General features: G+C 65.4%; 14 protein-coding genes and 1 tRNA gene. 9 read left to right on the top strand and 6 right to left on the bottom strand.

Annotation, left to right across the window (positions count from 1 at the left end; all coding sequences use genetic code 11):
* Positions 1–1,137: a site-2 protease family protein gene (locus AC2VOP_RS04705; RefSeq protein WP_486959864.1), complete on the bottom strand. Its 1,137-nt coding sequence runs from the start codon at positions 1,135–1,137 to the stop codon at positions 1–3.
* A 305-nt stretch (positions 1,138–1,442) separates the two neighbouring features.
* Between AC2VOP_RS04705 and AC2VOP_RS04700 the strand changes: the two genes are divergently transcribed.
* From AC2VOP_RS04700 to AC2VOP_RS04675, 6 genes are all read left to right on the top strand, one after another.
* The gene (locus AC2VOP_RS04700; RefSeq protein WP_486959863.1) at positions 1,443–2,999 is read left to right on the top strand and encodes a bifunctional aminoglycoside phosphotransferase/ATP-binding protein; all 1,557 of its coding nucleotides are present in this window, start codon (positions 1,443–1,445) and stop codon (positions 2,997–2,999) included.
* 27 nt (positions 3,000–3,026) lie between these two features.
* Positions 3,027–5,315: a phosphoenolpyruvate synthase gene (ppsA, locus tag AC2VOP_RS04695; protein ID WP_486959862.1), complete on the top strand. Its 2,289-nt coding sequence runs from the start codon at positions 3,027–3,029 to the stop codon at positions 5,313–5,315.
* Between the two features lie 141 nt (positions 5,316–5,456).
* Positions 5,457–5,530, top strand: a tRNA-Leu gene (locus AC2VOP_RS04690).
* 122 nt (positions 5,531–5,652) lie between these two features.
* Entirely contained in the window at positions 5,653–6,192 is a 540-nt protein-coding gene (locus tag AC2VOP_RS04685) for a hypothetical protein (protein WP_486959861.1), read from the top strand.
* Entirely contained in the window at positions 6,189–6,779 is a 591-nt protein-coding gene (locus AC2VOP_RS04680; protein WP_486959860.1) for an RES domain-containing protein, read from the top strand. Before AC2VOP_RS04685 ends, AC2VOP_RS04680 begins: the two co-directional genes overlap by 4 nt.
* 455 nt (positions 6,780–7,234) lie before the next feature.
* Positions 7,235–8,422 (top strand): YncE family protein, encoded by a 1,188-nt coding sequence (locus AC2VOP_RS04675; RefSeq protein WP_486959859.1) that lies wholly within the window; start codon positions 7,235–7,237, stop codon positions 8,420–8,422.
* A gap of 38 nt (positions 8,423–8,460) precedes the next feature.
* Here the strand turns inward: AC2VOP_RS04675 and AC2VOP_RS04670 are convergent, their stop codons facing one another.
* Positions 8,461–9,837: a PPE family protein gene (locus tag AC2VOP_RS04670; protein ID WP_486959858.1), complete on the bottom strand. Its 1,377-nt coding sequence runs from the start codon at positions 9,835–9,837 to the stop codon at positions 8,461–8,463.
* A 475-nt stretch (positions 9,838–10,312) separates the two neighbouring features.
* Here AC2VOP_RS04670 and AC2VOP_RS04665 point away from each other — a divergent pair, with 475 nt between their 5' ends.
* Both AC2VOP_RS04665 and AC2VOP_RS04660 read left to right on the top strand, forming a co-directional pair.
* A complete protein-coding gene (locus tag AC2VOP_RS04665; RefSeq protein WP_486959868.1) occupies positions 10,313–11,101 on the top strand; it encodes a response regulator transcription factor in 789 nt (262 codons plus the stop codon).
* Positions 11,098–12,618, top strand: a complete 1,521-nt coding sequence (locus tag AC2VOP_RS04660; protein WP_486959857.1) for a sensor histidine kinase — start codon at positions 11,098–11,100, stop codon at positions 12,616–12,618. The genes AC2VOP_RS04665 and AC2VOP_RS04660 overlap by 4 nt, the downstream gene beginning before the upstream one ends.
* Positions 12,619–12,624: 6 nt before the next feature.
* Here the strand turns inward: AC2VOP_RS04660 and AC2VOP_RS04655 are convergent, their stop codons facing one another.
* From AC2VOP_RS04655 to AC2VOP_RS04640, 4 genes are all read right to left on the bottom strand, one after another.
* Positions 12,625–15,087: a [protein-PII] uridylyltransferase gene (locus AC2VOP_RS04655; RefSeq protein ID WP_486959856.1), complete on the bottom strand. Its 2,463-nt coding sequence runs from the start codon at positions 15,085–15,087 to the stop codon at positions 12,625–12,627.
* A gap of 36 nt (positions 15,088–15,123) precedes the next feature.
* Positions 15,124–15,405, bottom strand: a complete 282-nt coding sequence (locus AC2VOP_RS04650) for a P-II family nitrogen regulator (protein WP_486959855.1) — start codon at positions 15,403–15,405, stop codon at positions 15,124–15,126.
* Positions 15,314–16,843, bottom strand: a complete 1,530-nt coding sequence (locus AC2VOP_RS04645; RefSeq protein WP_486959854.1) for an ammonium transporter — start codon at positions 16,841–16,843, stop codon at positions 15,314–15,316. The genes AC2VOP_RS04650 and AC2VOP_RS04645 overlap by 92 nt, the downstream gene beginning before the upstream one ends.
* A 301-nt stretch (positions 16,844–17,144) precedes the next feature.
* On the bottom strand, positions 17,145–18,014 hold the full coding sequence (locus AC2VOP_RS04640; protein ID WP_486959853.1) for a Bax inhibitor-1/YccA family protein: 870 nt from the start codon (positions 18,012–18,014) through the stop codon (positions 17,145–17,147).
* 142 nt (positions 18,015–18,156) lie between these two features.
* Here AC2VOP_RS04640 and AC2VOP_RS04635 point away from each other — a divergent pair.
* Positions 18,157–18,430, top strand: a 274-nt coding sequence (locus AC2VOP_RS04635; RefSeq protein ID WP_486959852.1) for an enoyl-CoA hydratase/isomerase family protein, incomplete at its 3' end; no start/stop codon positions are given.

Genomic DNA, 18,430 nt, shown 5'->3' with positions numbered 1-18,430 from the left:
TCAGCCCCTGTCACGTTGCCGGGCGAGTTGACGCACATCGATCAGTCGAGTGATGTCGCGTGCGGTGATGATGCCGACAACTCGCCCGTCATCGACGGCAAGCGCGCGGCCACCCGTGGTCGGTGTCAGCCGGTCCAATAGGGTGGTGATCGGCTCGCGGGGTGCTGCGGCTGGCACCTGATCGATCGGTATCGCTGCGTCTTGCAGCAGTGTCTGGAAACGCTGCGCGGGTGGAACGGAACGCAGTTGTGTCAACGTGATGAGTCCCACCACCGCCCCATCTCGGTTCACCACCGGGTAGGCGGAATGCCGGTCGCCCAGGAGATAGCTTTGGACAAAATCTTCCACGGTGATCCAGGCGGGGACGGTACGTGGGTGTGGCGTCATCACGTCACCGACACATATGCCGCTGAGGGCCTGCCGCGTCAATACCTGGCTCTCTTCGGCGCGCGCTGCGGCGAGGACGAACCAGCCGATGAACACCATCCACACCCCGGCCACCAACCAGCCGGCGAGAAATTGCAGCAGACCCAGCGCGATCAGGGTATAGGCGAGAATGCGGCCCCCGCGTGCCGCGCTGACCGCGGCACGCACCCGGTCACCATGTCGTTGCCACAGGTAGGCGCGCAGGATTCGGCCGCCGTCAAGCGGCGTACCCGGCAACAGGTTGAATAACCCGAGTACCAGGTTGATGCTCGACAGCCACCACGCGACACCGACGATGATGTGCGCGACACCGAGTGCGTCAAGCAACCCGGCCAGGATGGCGAGCACCGCCGCTATACCCAGGCTCACCGCAGGTCCCGACGCCGCGATCCGCAACTCTGCGCCCGCCGTCGGTGCTTCGTCACCCAGTCGCGTGACCCCGCCGAACAACCATAGCGTTATGCCCGAAACCTCAACGCCCGCATGCCGAGCCGACACGGCGTGCATCAACTCGTGAGCCACCAGTGAGGCGAGCAGCGCCGCCGCACCCGCCAGGCCGGCCAGCCAGTAAACCAGTTCCGAATGGCCGGGCGCCGTCGCCGGCAGGGTCGAAGCCAGGCTCCAGGTGAACAGCCACAAGATGACCAACACGCTCCAGTGGATACGCAGTGGAATCCCGGCTACCTTGCCGATCGCGATCGTCTCACCCATGGGCTAGCCTCCGTGCTCAGTCTCTAACCACCAGCACCGAGCACCCGGGCTGGTCGGGAACGCTGGAGGTAACTGGACCCGGCAGCGTTGATTGCGGTTGATTCATCGCATCCTCTCGATAGCCGGGAATTTTGACTCGACGCTACGGGGGGACGCCGACCCAGGGGAGGGCCGTTTGCCCTCGGTTAGAAGGCGATAGTCCTTATCGGTACGGTTCACGGCCGGCGCGTTGTGACCTTCGGCCACCAAAAGTGCGGTCCTTTGCCCGCTCCGCGAGCTGATGATGCTGGTAAAGACTCGAGCCTATGGAGAGGGCGCCACGTGCCGACACGGGTATGCAGAAAGCGGCGGCAGTGCCCTACGTCGACGCCTACGAAACGCACACCGGTGTGGTTGTCTTAGCCGGTGATCGGGCCTTCAAGGTTAAAAAGCCCGTGCAGACCGACTTCCTGGATTTCCGTACAGTGCAGCAGCGGGAGCGGGCGTGCGCGCGAGAAGTCGAACTGAACAGCCGACTTGCCCCTGACAGCTATTTCGGGGTCGCACACCTCAGCGATCCCACCGGTGCGCCGCCGGAACCGGTCATCGTGATGCGGCGTTATCACGACGACGATCGGCTGGCCTCGATGGTGAAGCGCGGCCAACCCGTCGAACACGTGCTGAATAGCATCGCTGGTCTGCTGGCCCGTTTCCACGACCAGGGCCGGCGCAGCCGGCGGATCAGCGCGCAGGGTAAGCCCGCCGCAATTTACCAACGGTGGTTCGACAACTTCTCCGCGCTGCGCCGCCACGTCGACACCGTTGTGGCATCCGAGACAGTGCAGCGTGTCGAGGGTCTTGCCGCCGAATACCTTGCCGGCCGCTCGTATCTATTCAGCCGCCGGATCGAGGAGCGCTGCATCGTCGATGGCCATGCCGACCTGCTTGCCGAAGATATCTTCTGGGTGGACAACCGGCCGGTGCTGCTCGACTGCTTGGAGTTCAGCGACGACCTGCGCTACATCGACCGTATCGACGACGCCGCCTTCCTTGCGATGGATCTGGAATTCCTCGGACGCAAAGACCTCGGTGACTACTTCCTGGACCGCTACGCGGCCTATTCGGGCGACACCGCGTCGTTGTCGCTGCGGGATTTCTTTATCGCCTACCGTGCGGTGGTCAGGGCCAAGGTCGACTGCGTGCAGCTCACACAGGGCAAACCGGAGGCTGGAGCGGCCGCGGTTCACCACCTGGACATTGCCCTCCGCCACCTGGAGAATGGTGCGATTCGGCTGGTGCTCGTCGGTGGCGGTCCCGGCACCGGAAAGTCGACCTTGGCCCGAAAGCTCGCCGAGCGGGTGGGGGCTGAGGTGCTCTCCACCGACGATGTGCGTCGGGAACTGCGCAAATCCGGTGCCATCAGCGGAGATTCGGGCATCCTCGACGCAGGACTCTACCACCCGGACAACGTCGCCGCCGTCTACGAGGCGATGCTGCATCGGGCATCGCTGTGGTTGGATAACGGCCACTCGGTTATTCTCGACGGCACTTGGCGCGATCCGCAGTTCCGCGAACAGGCGCACCGCCTGGCCACCGACAGGCACACAGCGATCGTGGAGATCACCTGCGCGGCCCCGGCTGATATCGCCGCCGACCGCATCAGAAGCAGGCGCGCCGGCACGTCCGACGCGACACCGCAGATCGCCGCAGCGCTGGCTGCGCAAGACCTCGGCTGGGACACCGGGCACCGAATCGACACCTCCCAACCACTCGATCACTCCGTGCGGCAAGCCGAGAAGCTGTGGCGTGCTGCGATCCAGCCTCCGTACGGGTACGACAGCACCCCTTTGTCATTCCGCAGTGTGAATCTGCCCTCGGCCTAGGGCTCCTTGGAAGAAGGGATCGTGGAAATGTCAACCAAGCTCAATGTCCCCATTCACGTTCGAGACTTCTCGACATTGCGGTTAGCCGATGCCGAGGAAGCCGGTGGCAAGGGCGCCAACCTCGGGGAGCTGGTCGCCGCCGGCCTTCCGGTTCCCCCGGGGTTCGTGCTGCTGCGCGGTGGGTACCTGGCGTCGATGCAAGCCGGGGGAGTCGGCTCCGAGGTTGCGGCGCTGCACGGTGAGGCGCTGGCGCAGGTCGACGACAGCGCCCGGCTGGCCGAGCTTTGCCAACGGATGCAGCACCTGGTGGCAAAGGCGGGCATCGTCGATCAGGTTCGTGCCCAGCTGCTGGACGCCTACCACCGGCTGAATTCGCACTCCGTTGTCGCGGTGCGATCGTCGGCGACCGGAGAAGATGGCCGCGACGCGTCGTTCGCCGGGATGAACCAGACGGTGACGAACGTGGTCGGCGATGACGCCGTCGTCGATGCGGTCAAGCGGTGCTGGGCGTCACTCTTCACCCCGCGGGTGGTCACCTACCGGGCCAGCCGGCGGTTCACCGCCGAACCCGCAATGGCCGTGGTGGTCCAGCAGATGATCGCCGCCGAGCAGTCGGGGGTCGTCTTCACCAGCAATCCCAGTACCGGGGAGCGTAAGCAGGTCCTGATCGAAGCTGCTGCCGGCCAAGGCGAGGTTGTGGTGTCGGGAAAAGTGCAGCCCGACACCTACGTCGTCGACAAGCAGACCCTGGAGGTTCTCGACACCAAGATCGGCCACCAGGAGTTCAAGATCGTGCGTGGTCCCAACGGCAGCGACGCTGCGGTGCGGTTGGACTCGGCCGAGGCCGACGCACGCGTCCTCGATGACTCAGCGTTGCGGCGTATCACCGAACTGGCTGTCGCGGTGGAGGTGCACAACGGGTGCCCCCAAGATGTCGAGTGGGCGATGGTGTCGGGAACGGTTTGGCTGGTCCAGGCAAGACCGATCACCACGCTCGGGGTCGACGGTTCAGGTGGCCCGAAGAAGTCGGGCGCTCTGCTGCGTGGGCTCCCCGCGGCACCGGGTTCGGCATCGGGTAGCGTGCGCATCCTGCACACCCCGCGCGAGGGTGATCAGTTGGTGGACGGCGAGATTCTGGTGGCTGCGATGACCAACCCGGATTGGCTGCCGACCATCCGCCGAGCGGCAGCATTGGTGACCGAGACCGGCGGCATGACCTGCCACGCCGCCATCGTGGCGCGTGAGCTCGGGGTACCGTGTGTGGTCGGAACCGGCAGCGCCACCACCGTTCTGCACGATGGGCAGACGGTGACCGTCGACGGCAGCCACGGCATCGTCACCGCGGGGACAGGGGCCGCGGTGCGGGTAACGACGTCCGTACCGCCCGCGCCCGATAGAAGCTGGATCGAGGCGACCGGCACCAAAATCTACGTCAACTTGGCTATGGTTGACGCGGCCGAAGCCGTTGCCGCGCAAAACGTCGACGGTGTGGGCCTGTTGCGAGCCGAATTCATGCTCACCGAAGCGCTTTCCGGCCGACACCCCCGCGACCTTATCGCACACGGTGAACAGGGCAGCCTGGTCGAGGCGATGGTTGCTTCCCTCAGCCGAATTGCCTCGGCCTTCGACACCCGGCCGGTCGTCTACCGCGCCACCGACTTCCGCACCAACGAGTTCCGCGGGTTGCGCGGCGGCGAAGCTTACGAACCGGTAGAGCGCAACCCGATGATCGGTTACCGTGGCTGTTATCGATATGTGCGCGAGCCCGATGTATTCGGCCTCGAGCTCGAAGCGCTGGCGCGGGTGCGGGAACGTCATCCCAACGTACACTTGATGATTCCGTTCGTTCGGACACGATGGGAACTGGAAGCCTGCCTGTCCCTGGTGGACGCGAGTCCATTGGGCTCACAGCGCGGCATGCATCGTTGGGTGATGGCTGAGGTGCCGTCGGTAGCCTACTGGCTTCCCGAGTACATCGGGTTGGGTGTCGACGGTGTGTCCATCGGCAGCAATGACCTGACTCAGCTGGTTCTTGGTGTCGACCGTGATTCGGAGGTCTGTGCGGAGTTGTTCGACGAATCCGACCCTGCCGTCCTAGACGCGATCGAGCGCATCATCGAAGTAGCGCGCATGCACGGCATCACGTCGTCCCTGTGCGGTCAGGCGCCATCGACCGACCCGGCCTTCGCTGAACATCTGGTCCGGATGGGCATTACCTCGGTGTCGGTCAATCCGGATGCGGTCGAGGCGACACGGCGCGCGGTAGCCGCGGCCGAACGTCGGCTTCTGCTGGAGTCGGCGCTGGCCCGGACATGACTTGACGCCGTTGCGATCCAGGCACCCGTCCTTGCGGTTCGGCAGACTTTCACCTTGCAGGCACCATGTGCCACAAGACAGTGCTATACGCTCTGAGCCGGCCCAGGCATTACCACGCTAGATTCACTCTGGGCACCGTGGGCCCCTATAGCCCAATTGGCAGAGGCAGCGGACTTAAAATCCGTCCAGTCTGGGTTCGAGTCCCAGTGGGGGCACGATATAAGCGCAGGTCAACGTGAGATTGGTGGCGAGGGGCTCGAACGGTGTTTACGCCACGCTGTTGACGCTATTGACATCAGAACGTACTGTTGACGGTGTTGACGAGAGGAGCCAGCGGGTGACCACACTGTCGAAAGGAGATGACCGCGAGTTCGTGTCGCAGGCAACCCGGGAGTTCAAGCGGGCGCTCACGCGTGTTGTGGCGTCGCACGAACGCGCCGGGCGCAGTGCCAACGTCGTGCTGGGCGACCCCCGATTATTCGCCGCGCGCGCCGTGCACGCCACCGTGCCCGAAGCGTCACCGTGGGACGAACTCGTCGGTCCGTTCCTTCGCAGCGACGGGGTCCAGGCCCGGCTGCAGATCAGCCGTCAGGCCGTCGCCGCCAAGGCGGCACGGCGCCGCCTGTTGCGGACCATCACCGCTGACGGTGAGCACCTCTATCCGTTGTGGCAGTTCGACGGTGATCGGCTCGTCGACGGACTCGCCGAGATGTTCTCGCTGTTCCCCGAGTCGGCGGTGGACGGATGGACGGTGGCGGCCTGGTTCCGGACCCCGGACCCCGACCTGCAAGAGCCGCCCCTTGACGCCTTGGCTCGGGGCGAGCGCGAGAGCGTCTGGGTAGCAGCCCGCTCTGCGGCACGGTCACTCGTTGCGTGACGCCGACACGTACGCTTGGCGAGCCGGGCGGTCTGGCTGGTTTCCCGGCCGTAGCGACGCCAAAGCAGCTTCTGCGGGTGTGCCGGTCCGGGCGGGCAACGTGGTGGTTTTCCGCCGACGGATCCGGGCGGTTCGATCTTCACCCGCCCGAAGGCACCTGCTACCTGGCTACCGATGCTTTCGCGGCCATCCGGGAGGCCACCCGTCTGGGACCCGTCTCCACGTCCTGGGTTGAGGACCGGGAACTGCGCCAGGTGTCCCCACCGGATCGCAGCGCGCGTTTGGCGGCAACAACCCGCCAGGCTGCCGGTCGCTTCGGGGTGACCACCGAACTGGCGACGGTGATTCCCTACGACCTGTCCCGCCGCTGGGCAACCGCGTTTCGGGCCGAGCGGTTCGACGGCATTCGACACCAGCTCCGCCACGACCAGCGGGCCCGACCGTCCGGAATCGCGTTGTTCGGACCCGCCGGCGCCGCTGATCTCGACGACGGGTTCCGATCGCCTCTGACCACCGCCGACATCGCGGCTGCCGGCGTGGGCGTTCTGCCGCCACCCCATTCGACGGTGCTGACCGTCGTACCGTGATCGGAGCGGCGAAGACACCAATACCGAGCTCAGCTGCCCGATGTCACGAGGCACTTAGCCGACCTGTGCACAAACCGCCGACTGTGCACGACCAACGTCTGCACGAGCTTGATCCAAACGTGATTTGCATCGCTTTTCGACGCGAACCGTTATGAAAGGCGCATTGACATGAGGCCTCAGCGATCCAGGTCACTAGTTTGCCATCGTTATGATCTATCGTGGTCACTGATAGTCATCTCGTTTGCGAAGTAGACCGATAAACCGTGTGCGCGGTGCCATGTGAGCTCCTGTGAGCCGCGACTGAAATTCTTGCGCGACTGCGTCACAATCATCGAGGTAAATTATTTCTCGCTCGAATCCACCGCTAGACTCGTCGGGATGCGTCCGCTGCGGGCACCGCAATCAAACAGCTCCAAGGCATGCTGCTGTCCAGCAATCGGGAGGGATCCACGACGATGGCAAAAGTTGTTACCGCTGTGAGCGACGTCAACGACGTCAACGACGCGGTATGCGAGCTCAGCCATCGGTACCTCGGACAATCGTTCGTCGACGCCGATCCGGACACAATTGCATTGCAGCCCGCGGAGCGCGGCGCGCCGTCCGCCATGGTCGACACCGGGGGTTGTGGTGTCGGAGTCGACACCGTCGGCACCGTAGCTGTCAATCGCGGTCCCATCGGCGGCATCGCTGTCAGTGCCGATGGCCGCCGACTGATGGTGACCAATTACGGCGACGACAGCGTATCGGTGATCGACACCGGCACCTGCGCTGTCGCGCACACCATAGCCGCCGCGGGTGAGCCGTTCGTGATTGCCACCGACACGCGGGCTGACGGCAAGCACACCGGGCGCGCATACGTGGGCACCGTATCGACGGCGTCCGATGCGGTGATGGCGATCGACATGGACACCGCTGACGTGGTCGCGGCCTACCCGGTCGCCTTCAGCATCAGTGACCTGGCGGTCGGCCCGACCGGGCGGCGCATCTACGTCGCCCGCACTGCGGCGGTAGGTGTCGACGTGACGGTCATCGACACCGAGCAGGGCCCGGTCGACGCGGTCGATTTGTCCACCGCACCCGGGGTCACCACGACGTGTGTACGTATCAGCTCCGACGGTCGGCGACTGTACGTTGCCGTCCAGCGGCCTGGCGGCGATGCCGTGGCGGTGATGGACCCGGACCTCAAGCTGGTCGACACCATCGAGGTCGGCTCAACCATTCGCGATGTCGCGCCCCACCCGGATGGCGGCACCGTTTTCATCGCGCGTTGCGATCCGGTCCTTGGCGGGGTGCTGGACATCGTCGATACTCGCGCCAATGCCAACACGGTCACTGCCCGATTCGAGGTCGGTCACCCGCTGACCCAGCTGACGGTGAGCGGTGACGGTGAGCGCGTGTACCTGGTCACCGCCGTCGGTGTCGTCGTCATGTGTGCCCGGACGTATCGGCTCGTCGGCATCATCGCCGTCGACTCGCCGCCCTCTTGCGCAGTCGAGAGCCCGGACGGAAACCGCCTCTACATCGCCGACTATGCAGGCGTAGTCACAGCGGTGTCCGTTGCCTCGCGCCCGGCGTCGCTACCAGCCTGGGACCTGTTCGACGACAGCATCGCGACGCTGCTCGAACTCGAGCCCGCCGTGTAGCGTGGCGATGAGCTCGGCCACGCTGCTGATGGTTGCGACTACCCGATCATCGGCGAATGCGGAACGATGCTGGGGCGCAATGTGATCCGCTGAGCGATACCGTCCACCTCACGGCCGGCAAAACTCACCAACGGCATCTTGGGCATGCTCGGGGCTGCGGCCGACGCCACTGGGGCGGCGCTGGCGAGGTGAGCGGCCGGCAACGCCATCGCACTGGCCGGAGTCATCGGCGTGGTATCGATCGCCGCGGCCCAGGCCTCCGGCACCGACAGGGCGCCGCCGAGCGAGGCCGCCTGACCGATACTCGCCGAGGCGCCGGCGCCACCGAGGCCGCTCAACGAGGCCAACCCTGCTGCTCCGCCACCGAAGCCATCCGAGACCGGCAATCCGCCCAGCGCCCCCAACCCTCCGGCGGCGCCCTCCGACAACGTCGACACACCCGTGTAATCCAGGCCGAGGCCGAAGAAATCCATCCCGAGACCGCCGACGTCCGCGGCGACCCCGCCCGCATCCGCGCCCACCCCGGTCCCCACGCCGAGGGCCACACCGGTCGGCGACTCGAGAAAGGACGCCATCCCGCCCAGGCCGGCAGTGGCGCTCGTTCCCGCCGTGGCGGTTTTGACGGCGCTCGCGGCGCTCTTGGCCGGCAAATGCCCCAGCGAACCGAGCGCACTCATCGGGGAATAGGCCACTGACGCCATTGACGCCCCGTCTCCCACCATCATTGTCGACAGCCCGGGCGTCGGTGCCGTCGACGGCACCGGCTGCGCGAGCCCCTGCAGCATCTGAGGCACCGCCGACATCGAGGAGGCCATGGTGTGCGCATGGGTTCCCGCTGCCGTGCCAGAGGCCTGCGCGATCGCCGCCGATTGCCCGACCAGGCCTGCCGGGTTGGTGGTCTGCGGCGCCACCGGGAACGGCGACAGCGTCGACGCAGCCGCAGAGCTGGCGGCGTAACCGTACATGGCCGCCGCATCCTGGGCCCACATCTGCGCGTAGTGCGCCTCGGTGGCCATGATTGCCAGCGTGTTCTGGCCGAGGACGTTGGTCGCAACCAGGGCAGCCAACTGAGCACGGTTGGCTGCGATCACCGGCGGCGGCACCGTCATCGCAAACGCTGTCTGGTAGGCGCTGGCCGCCGCCTTGGTCTGGATGGCCACCTGCTCAACCTGCGTGGCGGTAGCGCTCATCCACGCCACATAGGGTGCGGCCGCGGCGTTCATCGATTGCGACGCCGGGCCCTGCCACGGCCCGCCGGTGAGCCCGGAGATCGCCGATTGATACGAGCTCGCTGTGGAATCCAGTTCGGCGGCCAGCACGTCCCAAGCTGCCGCCGCAGCCAGCATCGACCCGACGCCGGGCCCGGCATACATTCGCGCAGAATTGATTTCCGGTGGCAACGCTCCAAAGTCCATTATTCTCCATTTCTCTTGTGTCGAGTGGCGATCATGCAGCTGTCGGGGCCGGCGGGCCTCGCCAGCATTTCCCGATAAGTGGTGGTGGAACTTCGGAAAGCCCTTGACTGCTCCTAACTTCAGGTAAACAGCAAGTGGTCGGTGAATGAACAGCCAAGGCACGCGAAAACGCCGGAACCCGACCTACGGCGGCCTGCCCTCACTAGTCCCTTGCCTCGTAGACACCCAGAGTCATTCGACCACAAGCGATTAGAGGACCGACGTCCTCGTCACCTAACGTCCTCGTTCCGGATCTCACAGACCAACATCCATGCACCACAGTATTTTTCGTAGACACAGCTGTATCAAGCGGGCTGTCGACATACATAGAAAACGCATATCCGCCGTACCATGCCGGTGGGGCGGACTGCCGAAACATTTGAGAACGGTATGAATCCCGTGACAACCCCGCGTGGCTGAGGGACAATCTATGAGCATGGCGCCAATGATCGGTTACGCGCGTGACCAGCGCCCACGCCAGGCCATCCTCGGGCAACTGCCCCGCATCACTCGTGCCGACGGCTCGCCGATCCGGGTTTTGTTGGTCGACGACGAGCCGGCCCTGACCAACCTGGTCAAAATGGCGCTGCATTACGAGGGCTGGCAGGTCGACGTCGCACACAACGGCCGCGAGGCGGTCGCCACGTTCGACAAGGTCGGCCCCGACGTGCTGGTGCTCGACATCATGCTGCCCGATATCGACGGGTTGCAGATCCTGCAGCGGGTCCGAGCCTCCGACGTCTATACCCCGATATTGTTTCTCACCGCGCGTGACTCAGTGCTGGACCGGGTCACCGGCTTGACCGCGGGCGCCGACGACTACATGACCAAGCCGTTCAGCCTCGAGGAACTGGTCGCCAGGTTGCGCGGACTGCTTCGCCGCTGGAATCAGCCGGCGCCGCCGGCCGAGGAGGTGCTCACCGTCGGTGACCTCACCCTCGACGGCGCCAGCCGGGAAGTGACCCGCGGTGGGCAGCCAATCTCGCTGACGTCCACCGAGTTTGAACTGCTGCGCTTTCTGATGCGCAATCCACGCCGGGCGCTGACCCGCATGGAGATCCTCGACCGGGTCTGGAACTACGACTTCGCTGGCCGGACCAGCATCGTCGACCTGTACATCTCATATCTGCGCAAGAAGATCGACGCCGGCGGCCCGGCCGATCATAACGGCTCGATGATCCACACCGTACGAGGTATCGGATACATGCTGCGACCACCGGAATGACTCCGGCCCGAACTGCGCGGTGGTGGCGGCCTCGATCGTTACGGCGGCAGCTGGTACTGGGCGTGTCCGCCGTCGTCTGCGTGGTGTTGGCGGCAGTCGGTGTGGTCTCGGTGATGAGCCTGCGTGCCTATGTCACGACGATGAACGACGCGGAAGTCGCCGAATCGCTCGACGCATTGACGTACTCCTACACCAGATACCGCAGCGGCGAAGGGGCGCATGCCAGCTCGCAGCTCGGCCAGGCGATGTTGGGATTCACCGGGCAGAACGCGGGAAACGTTATCGCGGTGCTCCATGACGACAACGTGGTCGGCTCGGCGGTCTTCTTCGAGGACGACCCGCGACCTGCCGAGCCCGACGTCATTGCCGCTATCGACGCACAACCCTGGCGCGACGGCCCGCCGCGGACGGTGACACTGGGCAGCCTTGGATCATTTCGGGTGGGCAGCCAAAGTGCCGGTGGCGCTGACCGCTTGGTCGTCGGGGTGGCGCTAAACCTTGCCAACCGGACAATCGCCCGGCGAACCCTCACCTCCACCGTGCTTTTGGTAGCTGCACTGCTGGTCACGGCCGGGCTCACCGTCTCCGTGGTCGGTTTTGCGCTGCGCCCGCTGCGCCGCATGGCCGCGACTGCCGCGGAGGTGGCCGGCATGCCACTGGTCGGCGAAGAGCATCGGATCACCATCCGGGTGCGGCCCGACGACACCGACCCGGACAACGAAGTCGGGATCGTCGGGCACACGCTGAATCGCTTGCTGGACAACGTCGACAGCGCGCTGGCTCACCGTGCCGAATCCGACCGCCGGATGCGGCAGTTCATCACCGATGCCAGTCACGAGCTGCGCACCCCACTGGCGGCGATCCAGGGCTATGCCGAACTCACCCGCCAGGACAGCTCGGCGCTGCCGCCGACCACTGAGTACGCCCTAGCCCGTATCGAGTCTGAAGCGCAGCGGATGACCGCGCTCGTCGACGAATTGCTGTTGCTGTCGCGGCTGGGCGAAGGCGAGGATCTACAGGCCGAGGATGTCGATTTGGCTGACGTCGTCACCAACGCGGTGAACGACGCGGCGGTGGCGGCGCCGGCACACCGCTGGGTCACCGAACTGCCCGACGGACCGGTGTGGGTACGCGGTGACCGCGACCGGCTGCACCAACTGGTTTCCAACCTGCTGCGCAACGCGCAGGTCCACACCCCCGCGGGGGTTACGGTGACGACGGCGATCACGCGCCACCAGCCCGGTGGCGGCCCTCCCACCGTGGAGTTGACGGTGGCCGACGACGGGCCCGGCATCGATTCGGACCTGTTGGAGCACCTGTTCGAGCGGTTCGTGCGCGGGGACAAGTCCCGCTCCGACGGGACCGGCAACGGGCTGGGCCTGCCGATCGTCGCTTCGATCGTCAAGGCACACGACGGCATGGTCACCGCCGAGTCCGGCAACGGCCACACCGTGTTCCGGGTACGTCTCCCGATGATGGCGGGGCCCATTGGCGCGAGCAGTCGTGAAAGCGGTTGACTTCTTTTATCGGTAGACCACCGCGACATCCACGGGCGCACCCAACACCGCTGACAGGTGTTGCGCCACCACAGCGCGCGCGGCCTCTCTCTCCGGCAACACCACGCAGAACGCATTGTTCACCATCGAACCCAGCGTCGTCACCTTAGCCCAGACGATATCGGCGCCGGCGCGCTCGAGCGCGCCGGTGAGCAACGTGAGCAGGCCTGCCCGGTCGGTTGCACGGATTTCGATGATCATACGGCCCGGTGTGCCGTTGAACCACCGGATGCGGGGCGGGGCGGCCGAATCATGAACGGGCATCCTGGTCGGCGTCTCTCCGATGGGAGCAGGCTGCTCTTCACGCTCTCGGTTTTCTCGCTGCTCCAGCGTGCCCAAAACGTCGACCTCGCCGTCAAGCGCGCGCATGAACTGCTCACGCAACAGTTCGGCGCCAACGGGGGAACCGAAATGGGGTGACACCACGAATTCGTCGATCGCAGCGCCTTCGTGGATGTTTATCGAAGCCGAGTGCACGCGAAGCGAATTCAGCGCAAGCACGCCGGCTGCTTTCGACAGCAGGCCGCGCTGGTCCGGGGCGATTATCACCACGTGATAGATGCGCTGGCTGCCACCGGGCCGCAGTTTCACATACACCTCGCCCTCGGTTGCCAGCGACAGGTACGTGGGATCAAGCGGGTCGGCCTGCGGTACCGGCTCACCGGCCATCGCCAAGCGACACCGCCGCACCAGGTCGCCGACCAACGATGCTTTCCATTCGCTCCACACCCCGGGGCCGGTGGCCAGCGCGTCGGCTTCGGTCAGCGCATGCAACACCTCGAGGAGTACCGGATCTCCGCCTAACGCGTCGCAGACGGTGGCAATGGTCTGCGGATCGTTGATGTCGTGGCGTGTGGCGATCTTCGACAACAACAGGTGGTGTCTGACCAGCTTCGAAAGTAGCTCGACGTCGGAAGGCCACATCCCCAGTCGGGTACCGATCCGGGTGGCCAATTGAGTCCCGAGCACGCAGTGGTCGCTACCGCGTCCTTTGCCTATGTCATGCAGCAGCGCAGACAGGATCAGCAGGTCGGGTCGTGCTACCCGGGTGGTGAAAACTTTCGCCTGTGCGGCGGTCTCGGCCAGATGACGATCCACGGTCCAGGCATGGATGATGTCGCGGGGCGGCAGGTCGCGGACGGCGCCCCATTCCGGGAAAAGCCGACCCCACAGCCCGGTACGGTCGAGCGCTTCGATTGTCGTCACCGTCGCCGGGCCGGCGGCCAGCAGGGCCAGGAGGTTGTCCAGCGCCTCGCCCGGCCACGGGGTAGGCAGCTGCGGCGCGACGTCGGCCAGCCGACTCAGTGTGGCCGCCGCAATGGGCAGCCCGGTGACGGCCGAGGCCGCGCCCACTCGCAACACCAAAGCGGGGTCGCTCTGCGGCCGGGCGTCGCGGGCCAGCACGATCTCCCCGGCATAGGTGACCACTCCTTCGTCCAGTGGTCGGCGTGACCGCCGCCGTATTGCCGACTTGCCGCGCCGCGGCATTGCGTTGGTGGCGGTCCGCAGCCCGGCGTCGACAAGGTAGCTGATGGTGCGGCTCGCATCTGACAGTGTCCGTGCCAGGTCGTATCGGTCGCCGATGTGCAGGGTGGCGCTGATCTCGTCGGCGTACTGGGCCAACAGCCGGTCATGGCCGCGACCGGAGAGCCGGTGCAATTCGGTGCGGACGTTGAGCAGGGTGAGGTGAGCGCCGCTCAGCGAACCCATCGGGTTGTCCGGCCGGCGGACAGTGAAGCGGTCGGCGAGCTGGGCTATGGCCAGCGCGTCGATCAGCTGGACATCGCGCAGGCCGCCGCGGCCCAATTTCAGGTCGGGCTCGGCGCAGTGCGCGATCTCTCCGCTGCGGCGCCAGCGGGCATGCGTGGATTCGACGAGTTCGCCGAAGAGGGATTGGATTCCGCTCCGCCACTGCCACCGCAACCCTTCGACCAGCCGGGCCGAGAGCTGCTGGTCACCGGCGATGTGGCGCGCGTCCAGCATGGCTAGCCCCGCGGACACATCCGCACCCGCCACCCCCAGTGTCTCCGCGACGGTGCGCACGCTGTGGTCGAGACGAATGTTAGCGTCCCACAGCGGATACCACAGCCCGTCCGCGACTTTCTCGACGATTTCTACAGGCAAGTCGTCGTGCAACAACAGCAGGTCCAGGTCGGAGTGAGGCATGAGCTCGCAGCGGCCCAGCGAGCCAGTCGCGACGATCGCAAAGCCGCTGCCGGCGGTGATCCCGATCTGCGTTGCCTTCGAGGCTAACCAGAATTCATGAAGCTCCCGCCACACTTGGCGCAGCGCGGCCGAATCCAGTCGATCCGGCGGTCTGGCGAGCAGTCTTTCCCGGGCTGCGGCTAAATCGCTTGCCGGGGTGCCGTTTCCGTCGGCCGCGGCCTCCAGCCGAGGCGGCTCCCGAGGATCAGCTCGCCGTTGTTTCATCCTCGCCCAGATCGGATCAGGCTCTCCCGACGGGTCTCATATCGCGTCGGCTCCGCGTTCGCCGGTGCGTACCCGCACCACTGTTTCCACCGGACTGACCCACACTTTGCCGTCGCCGATCTTGCCGGTGCGTGCGGCCCGCACGATGCTGTCGACAACGGCGTCGGCGTCGGCGTCGTCGACCAGTACCTCGATGCGCATTTTCGGCACGAAATCCACCGAGTACTCAGCACCCCGGTAAACCTCCGTGTGACCCTTCTGCCGCCCGTAGCCCTGAACTTCGCTGACTGTCAGCCCCAGAACTCCCGCCTGCTCCAAGCCGGTCTTGATGCCTTCCAGCGTGAATGGCTTGACGATCGCGGTAATCAGCTTCATGTCCTCTTCCCTCTTCAGCCGAATGTGCAAGAACGGAACTGCCGACGACTGCGAAGTCATACCCGCCTTCAGCATGCTGAGCTTCGTCGATGCCCGAGGCTTCATCCTCCGCGCCCAGGCGCAGCCCGATGGTGTGTTTCACCACCAGGGCCAAAATAGCTGTCACGACAGCCGAATACACCAAAACGCTAAAGGCGCCAATGGTCTGCCGCCCTAGCTGGTCAAAACCCCCGCCGTAGAAAAACCCGGGCGACACACCCGACACCCCGGCGATAGCAATGGTCTCCGGCGCTGCAAGCAGACCCACCAGCAGGGTACCCACCAGCCCGCCGACCAGGTGGACTCCGACTACGTCGAGCGAATCGTCAAAGCGGAAAAGGTATTTCAAACCCACCGCTAGCGCACACAGCACACCCGCCGAGACGCCGATCACCAATGACCCCACAACATTGACCGATGAGCACGACGGCGTGATGGCGACCAGCCCGGCCACAATGCCCGACGCGGCTCCCAGCGATGTCGCGTGCCCGTCGCGGATGCGTTCGGTCAGCATCCAGCCCAGCATCGCCGCGGCCGTCGCGGCCGTCGTAGTAACGAACGTCGACCCGGCGGCACCATTGGCGCTTGTGGCCGATCCGGCGTTGAACCCGTACCAGCCGAACCATAGCAGGCCGGCGCCCAGCATCACGAACGGCAGATTGTGCGGTCGCATCGGCGTTTCCGGCCAGCCGCTACGCCTCCCGAGGACGACCGCCAGCACCAGGCCGGCCGTACCGGCGTTGATGTGGACAGCGGTGCCGCCCGCGAAGTCGATGGCATGCAGCTTGTTGAGAATCCAACCGCCATGGGTCGACGCGGCATCGTTCGCCGCGAAGACCCAGTGGGCGACCGGGAAGTAGACGACTGACGCCCACAGCCCGGCGAACAACATCCAACTGCCGAACTTCAAGCGGTCGGCCACCGCTCCGGAGATCAGCGCAACGGTGATGACGGCAAACATTAGTTGGAAGGCCACGAAAACGGTGGCCGGCAGGCTACCCACCACTGGGATCTCGACCGCCGGGGTTGAGCTGGCGGGATCGGCCGCGACGGCATTGACACCGATGAGCCCCTTCAGTCCCCAGTATTCGGTCGGATTGCCGGCGACGTTGCCGACGTCGTTGCCGAAGGCCAAGGAGTAGCCGTAGAGCACCCACAGCACGGTCACCAGGCCCATGGCGCTGATGCTCATCATGATCATGTTCAGCACGCCCTTGGCGCGGACCATCCCGCCGTAGAAAAACGCCAGACCCGGCGTCATCAACAGCACCAGTGCGGAGCTCACCAGCATCCAGGCGGTGTCGCCGGAGTCCGGCACTCCCATCATGGGGAAATGGCCCACTGCCCTACCTCCTTCGGCAAGGCCGCGGCACGGTGCGACCAATGACCCCGTGGTAAAGACAATGCACAGTGGTTGTTTCGAAATGCGACACTGGCAGGTTTAGCCGGTGTTACATCATCCTCACGGTCGGTTCAGCCGAGGACAGCGTGAGGAAGGATGAAGGCGCGCGCCGCCCTGGCCAAGCTCACCTCGGCGGCCAAGGCGTCCGAGGGCGGCGTGACGCAGCCGATCGGGGTTGGTCACCGCCCGAGTTCAGCAACGCCGACGAAGACCCGGCCGCACGATCAGGGAAACCCTGAGCTTACTCGGACTGGAAGTAGCTGAGCAGACGCAGGATCTCCAGGTAGAGCCAGACCAGCGTCACGGTCAGCCCCAGGGCGATACCCCAGGCGGCCCTCTCCGGCGCCCCGGCGCGGATCATCTGATCGGCCGCGTCGAAGTCGATCAAGAAACTGAACGCGGCGATGCCGATGCATACCAGCGAGAAGATGATGGCTATTCCACTGCCATCACGCAGGCCCAGGCCAGCTCCGCCGTTGAGGCCGAATACCGATCCCAGCAGCAGGTTTCCGATCATCAACGCCAGCACGCCGAACAGCGCTGCCACCATCATCCGGGTGAACTTGGGGGTGACACGTATAGCCCCCGTCTTGTAGACGACGAGCATGCCGGCAAACACCCCGATCGTTCCCAGGATGGCCTGCCCGACGAGCACCCCTGCATCGGTGCTCGACACCGCGTAGGAAGCCAGCATGAACGAGACGGCGCCGAGGAACATCCCCTCCAGCGCGGCGTAGCTGAGCACCAGCGCCTTGCTGTCCTGCTTGCGCGTGAAGACGGCCACCATGACCAGCGCCAAGCCACCGAACGCACCGATCAAGGTGAGTGGCCCGGCCAGTGCCTGATCGTGGGAGACCAGGAAGTAGGAGATGACGCCGACAAGGCTCAGCACCCCCAGCGTGATGCCGGTTTTGGTGACGACGTCGTCGATGGTCAGCGGCCGGCTCACCTCGGCCCGCTGGTACTGACCCACGTAGGGTCCGGTCGGGTAACCCTGGCTCATGGGCTGAGTTGCACCGCCTGTGGCAGTTCCCAAGCCGGTCCCGAACTGCGCGTATCCCCCGCGCTGCTTGGGCAGCGAACGAAATACTGGGTTACTGGTCTCCCGCACCGTCGGATCCTCTCTCGCGGTCTGACTCCAATGTGCGAACAACTGTTCAACGAACAACGGACGGGGCGAGTTCCCCCGACCGTTACCCCTAGACCTTACCCGCAGACCGGCGGTCAAGGGTAGGGATCTAGATTGCGAAGATGTGACAGGTGACGCCGATGAGGTCCTGACCACAGTCGATGGAGGTGTCGGCGTTCTGACCTTGAACCGGCCGCAAGCCATCAACTCGCTGACTCAGACCATGGTGGACGCGATGCGCGCGGTGCTGAGCGACTGGGAACGCGACACCGCGGTAGACGCCGTAGTCCTCATTGGTGCGGGGGAACGCGGGCTGTGCGCGGGTGGCGACGTGGTGGCGATCTACCACAGCGCGCGCGCCGGCGGGGCCGCCGCACGGCGGTTCTGGCACGACGAGT

It is taken from the genome of Mycobacterium sp. TH-M106, from assembly GCF_057473765.1.
Note: the sequence above shows the minus strand (reverse complement) of the source record. Positions and strands in the feature narration are given on the sequence as shown.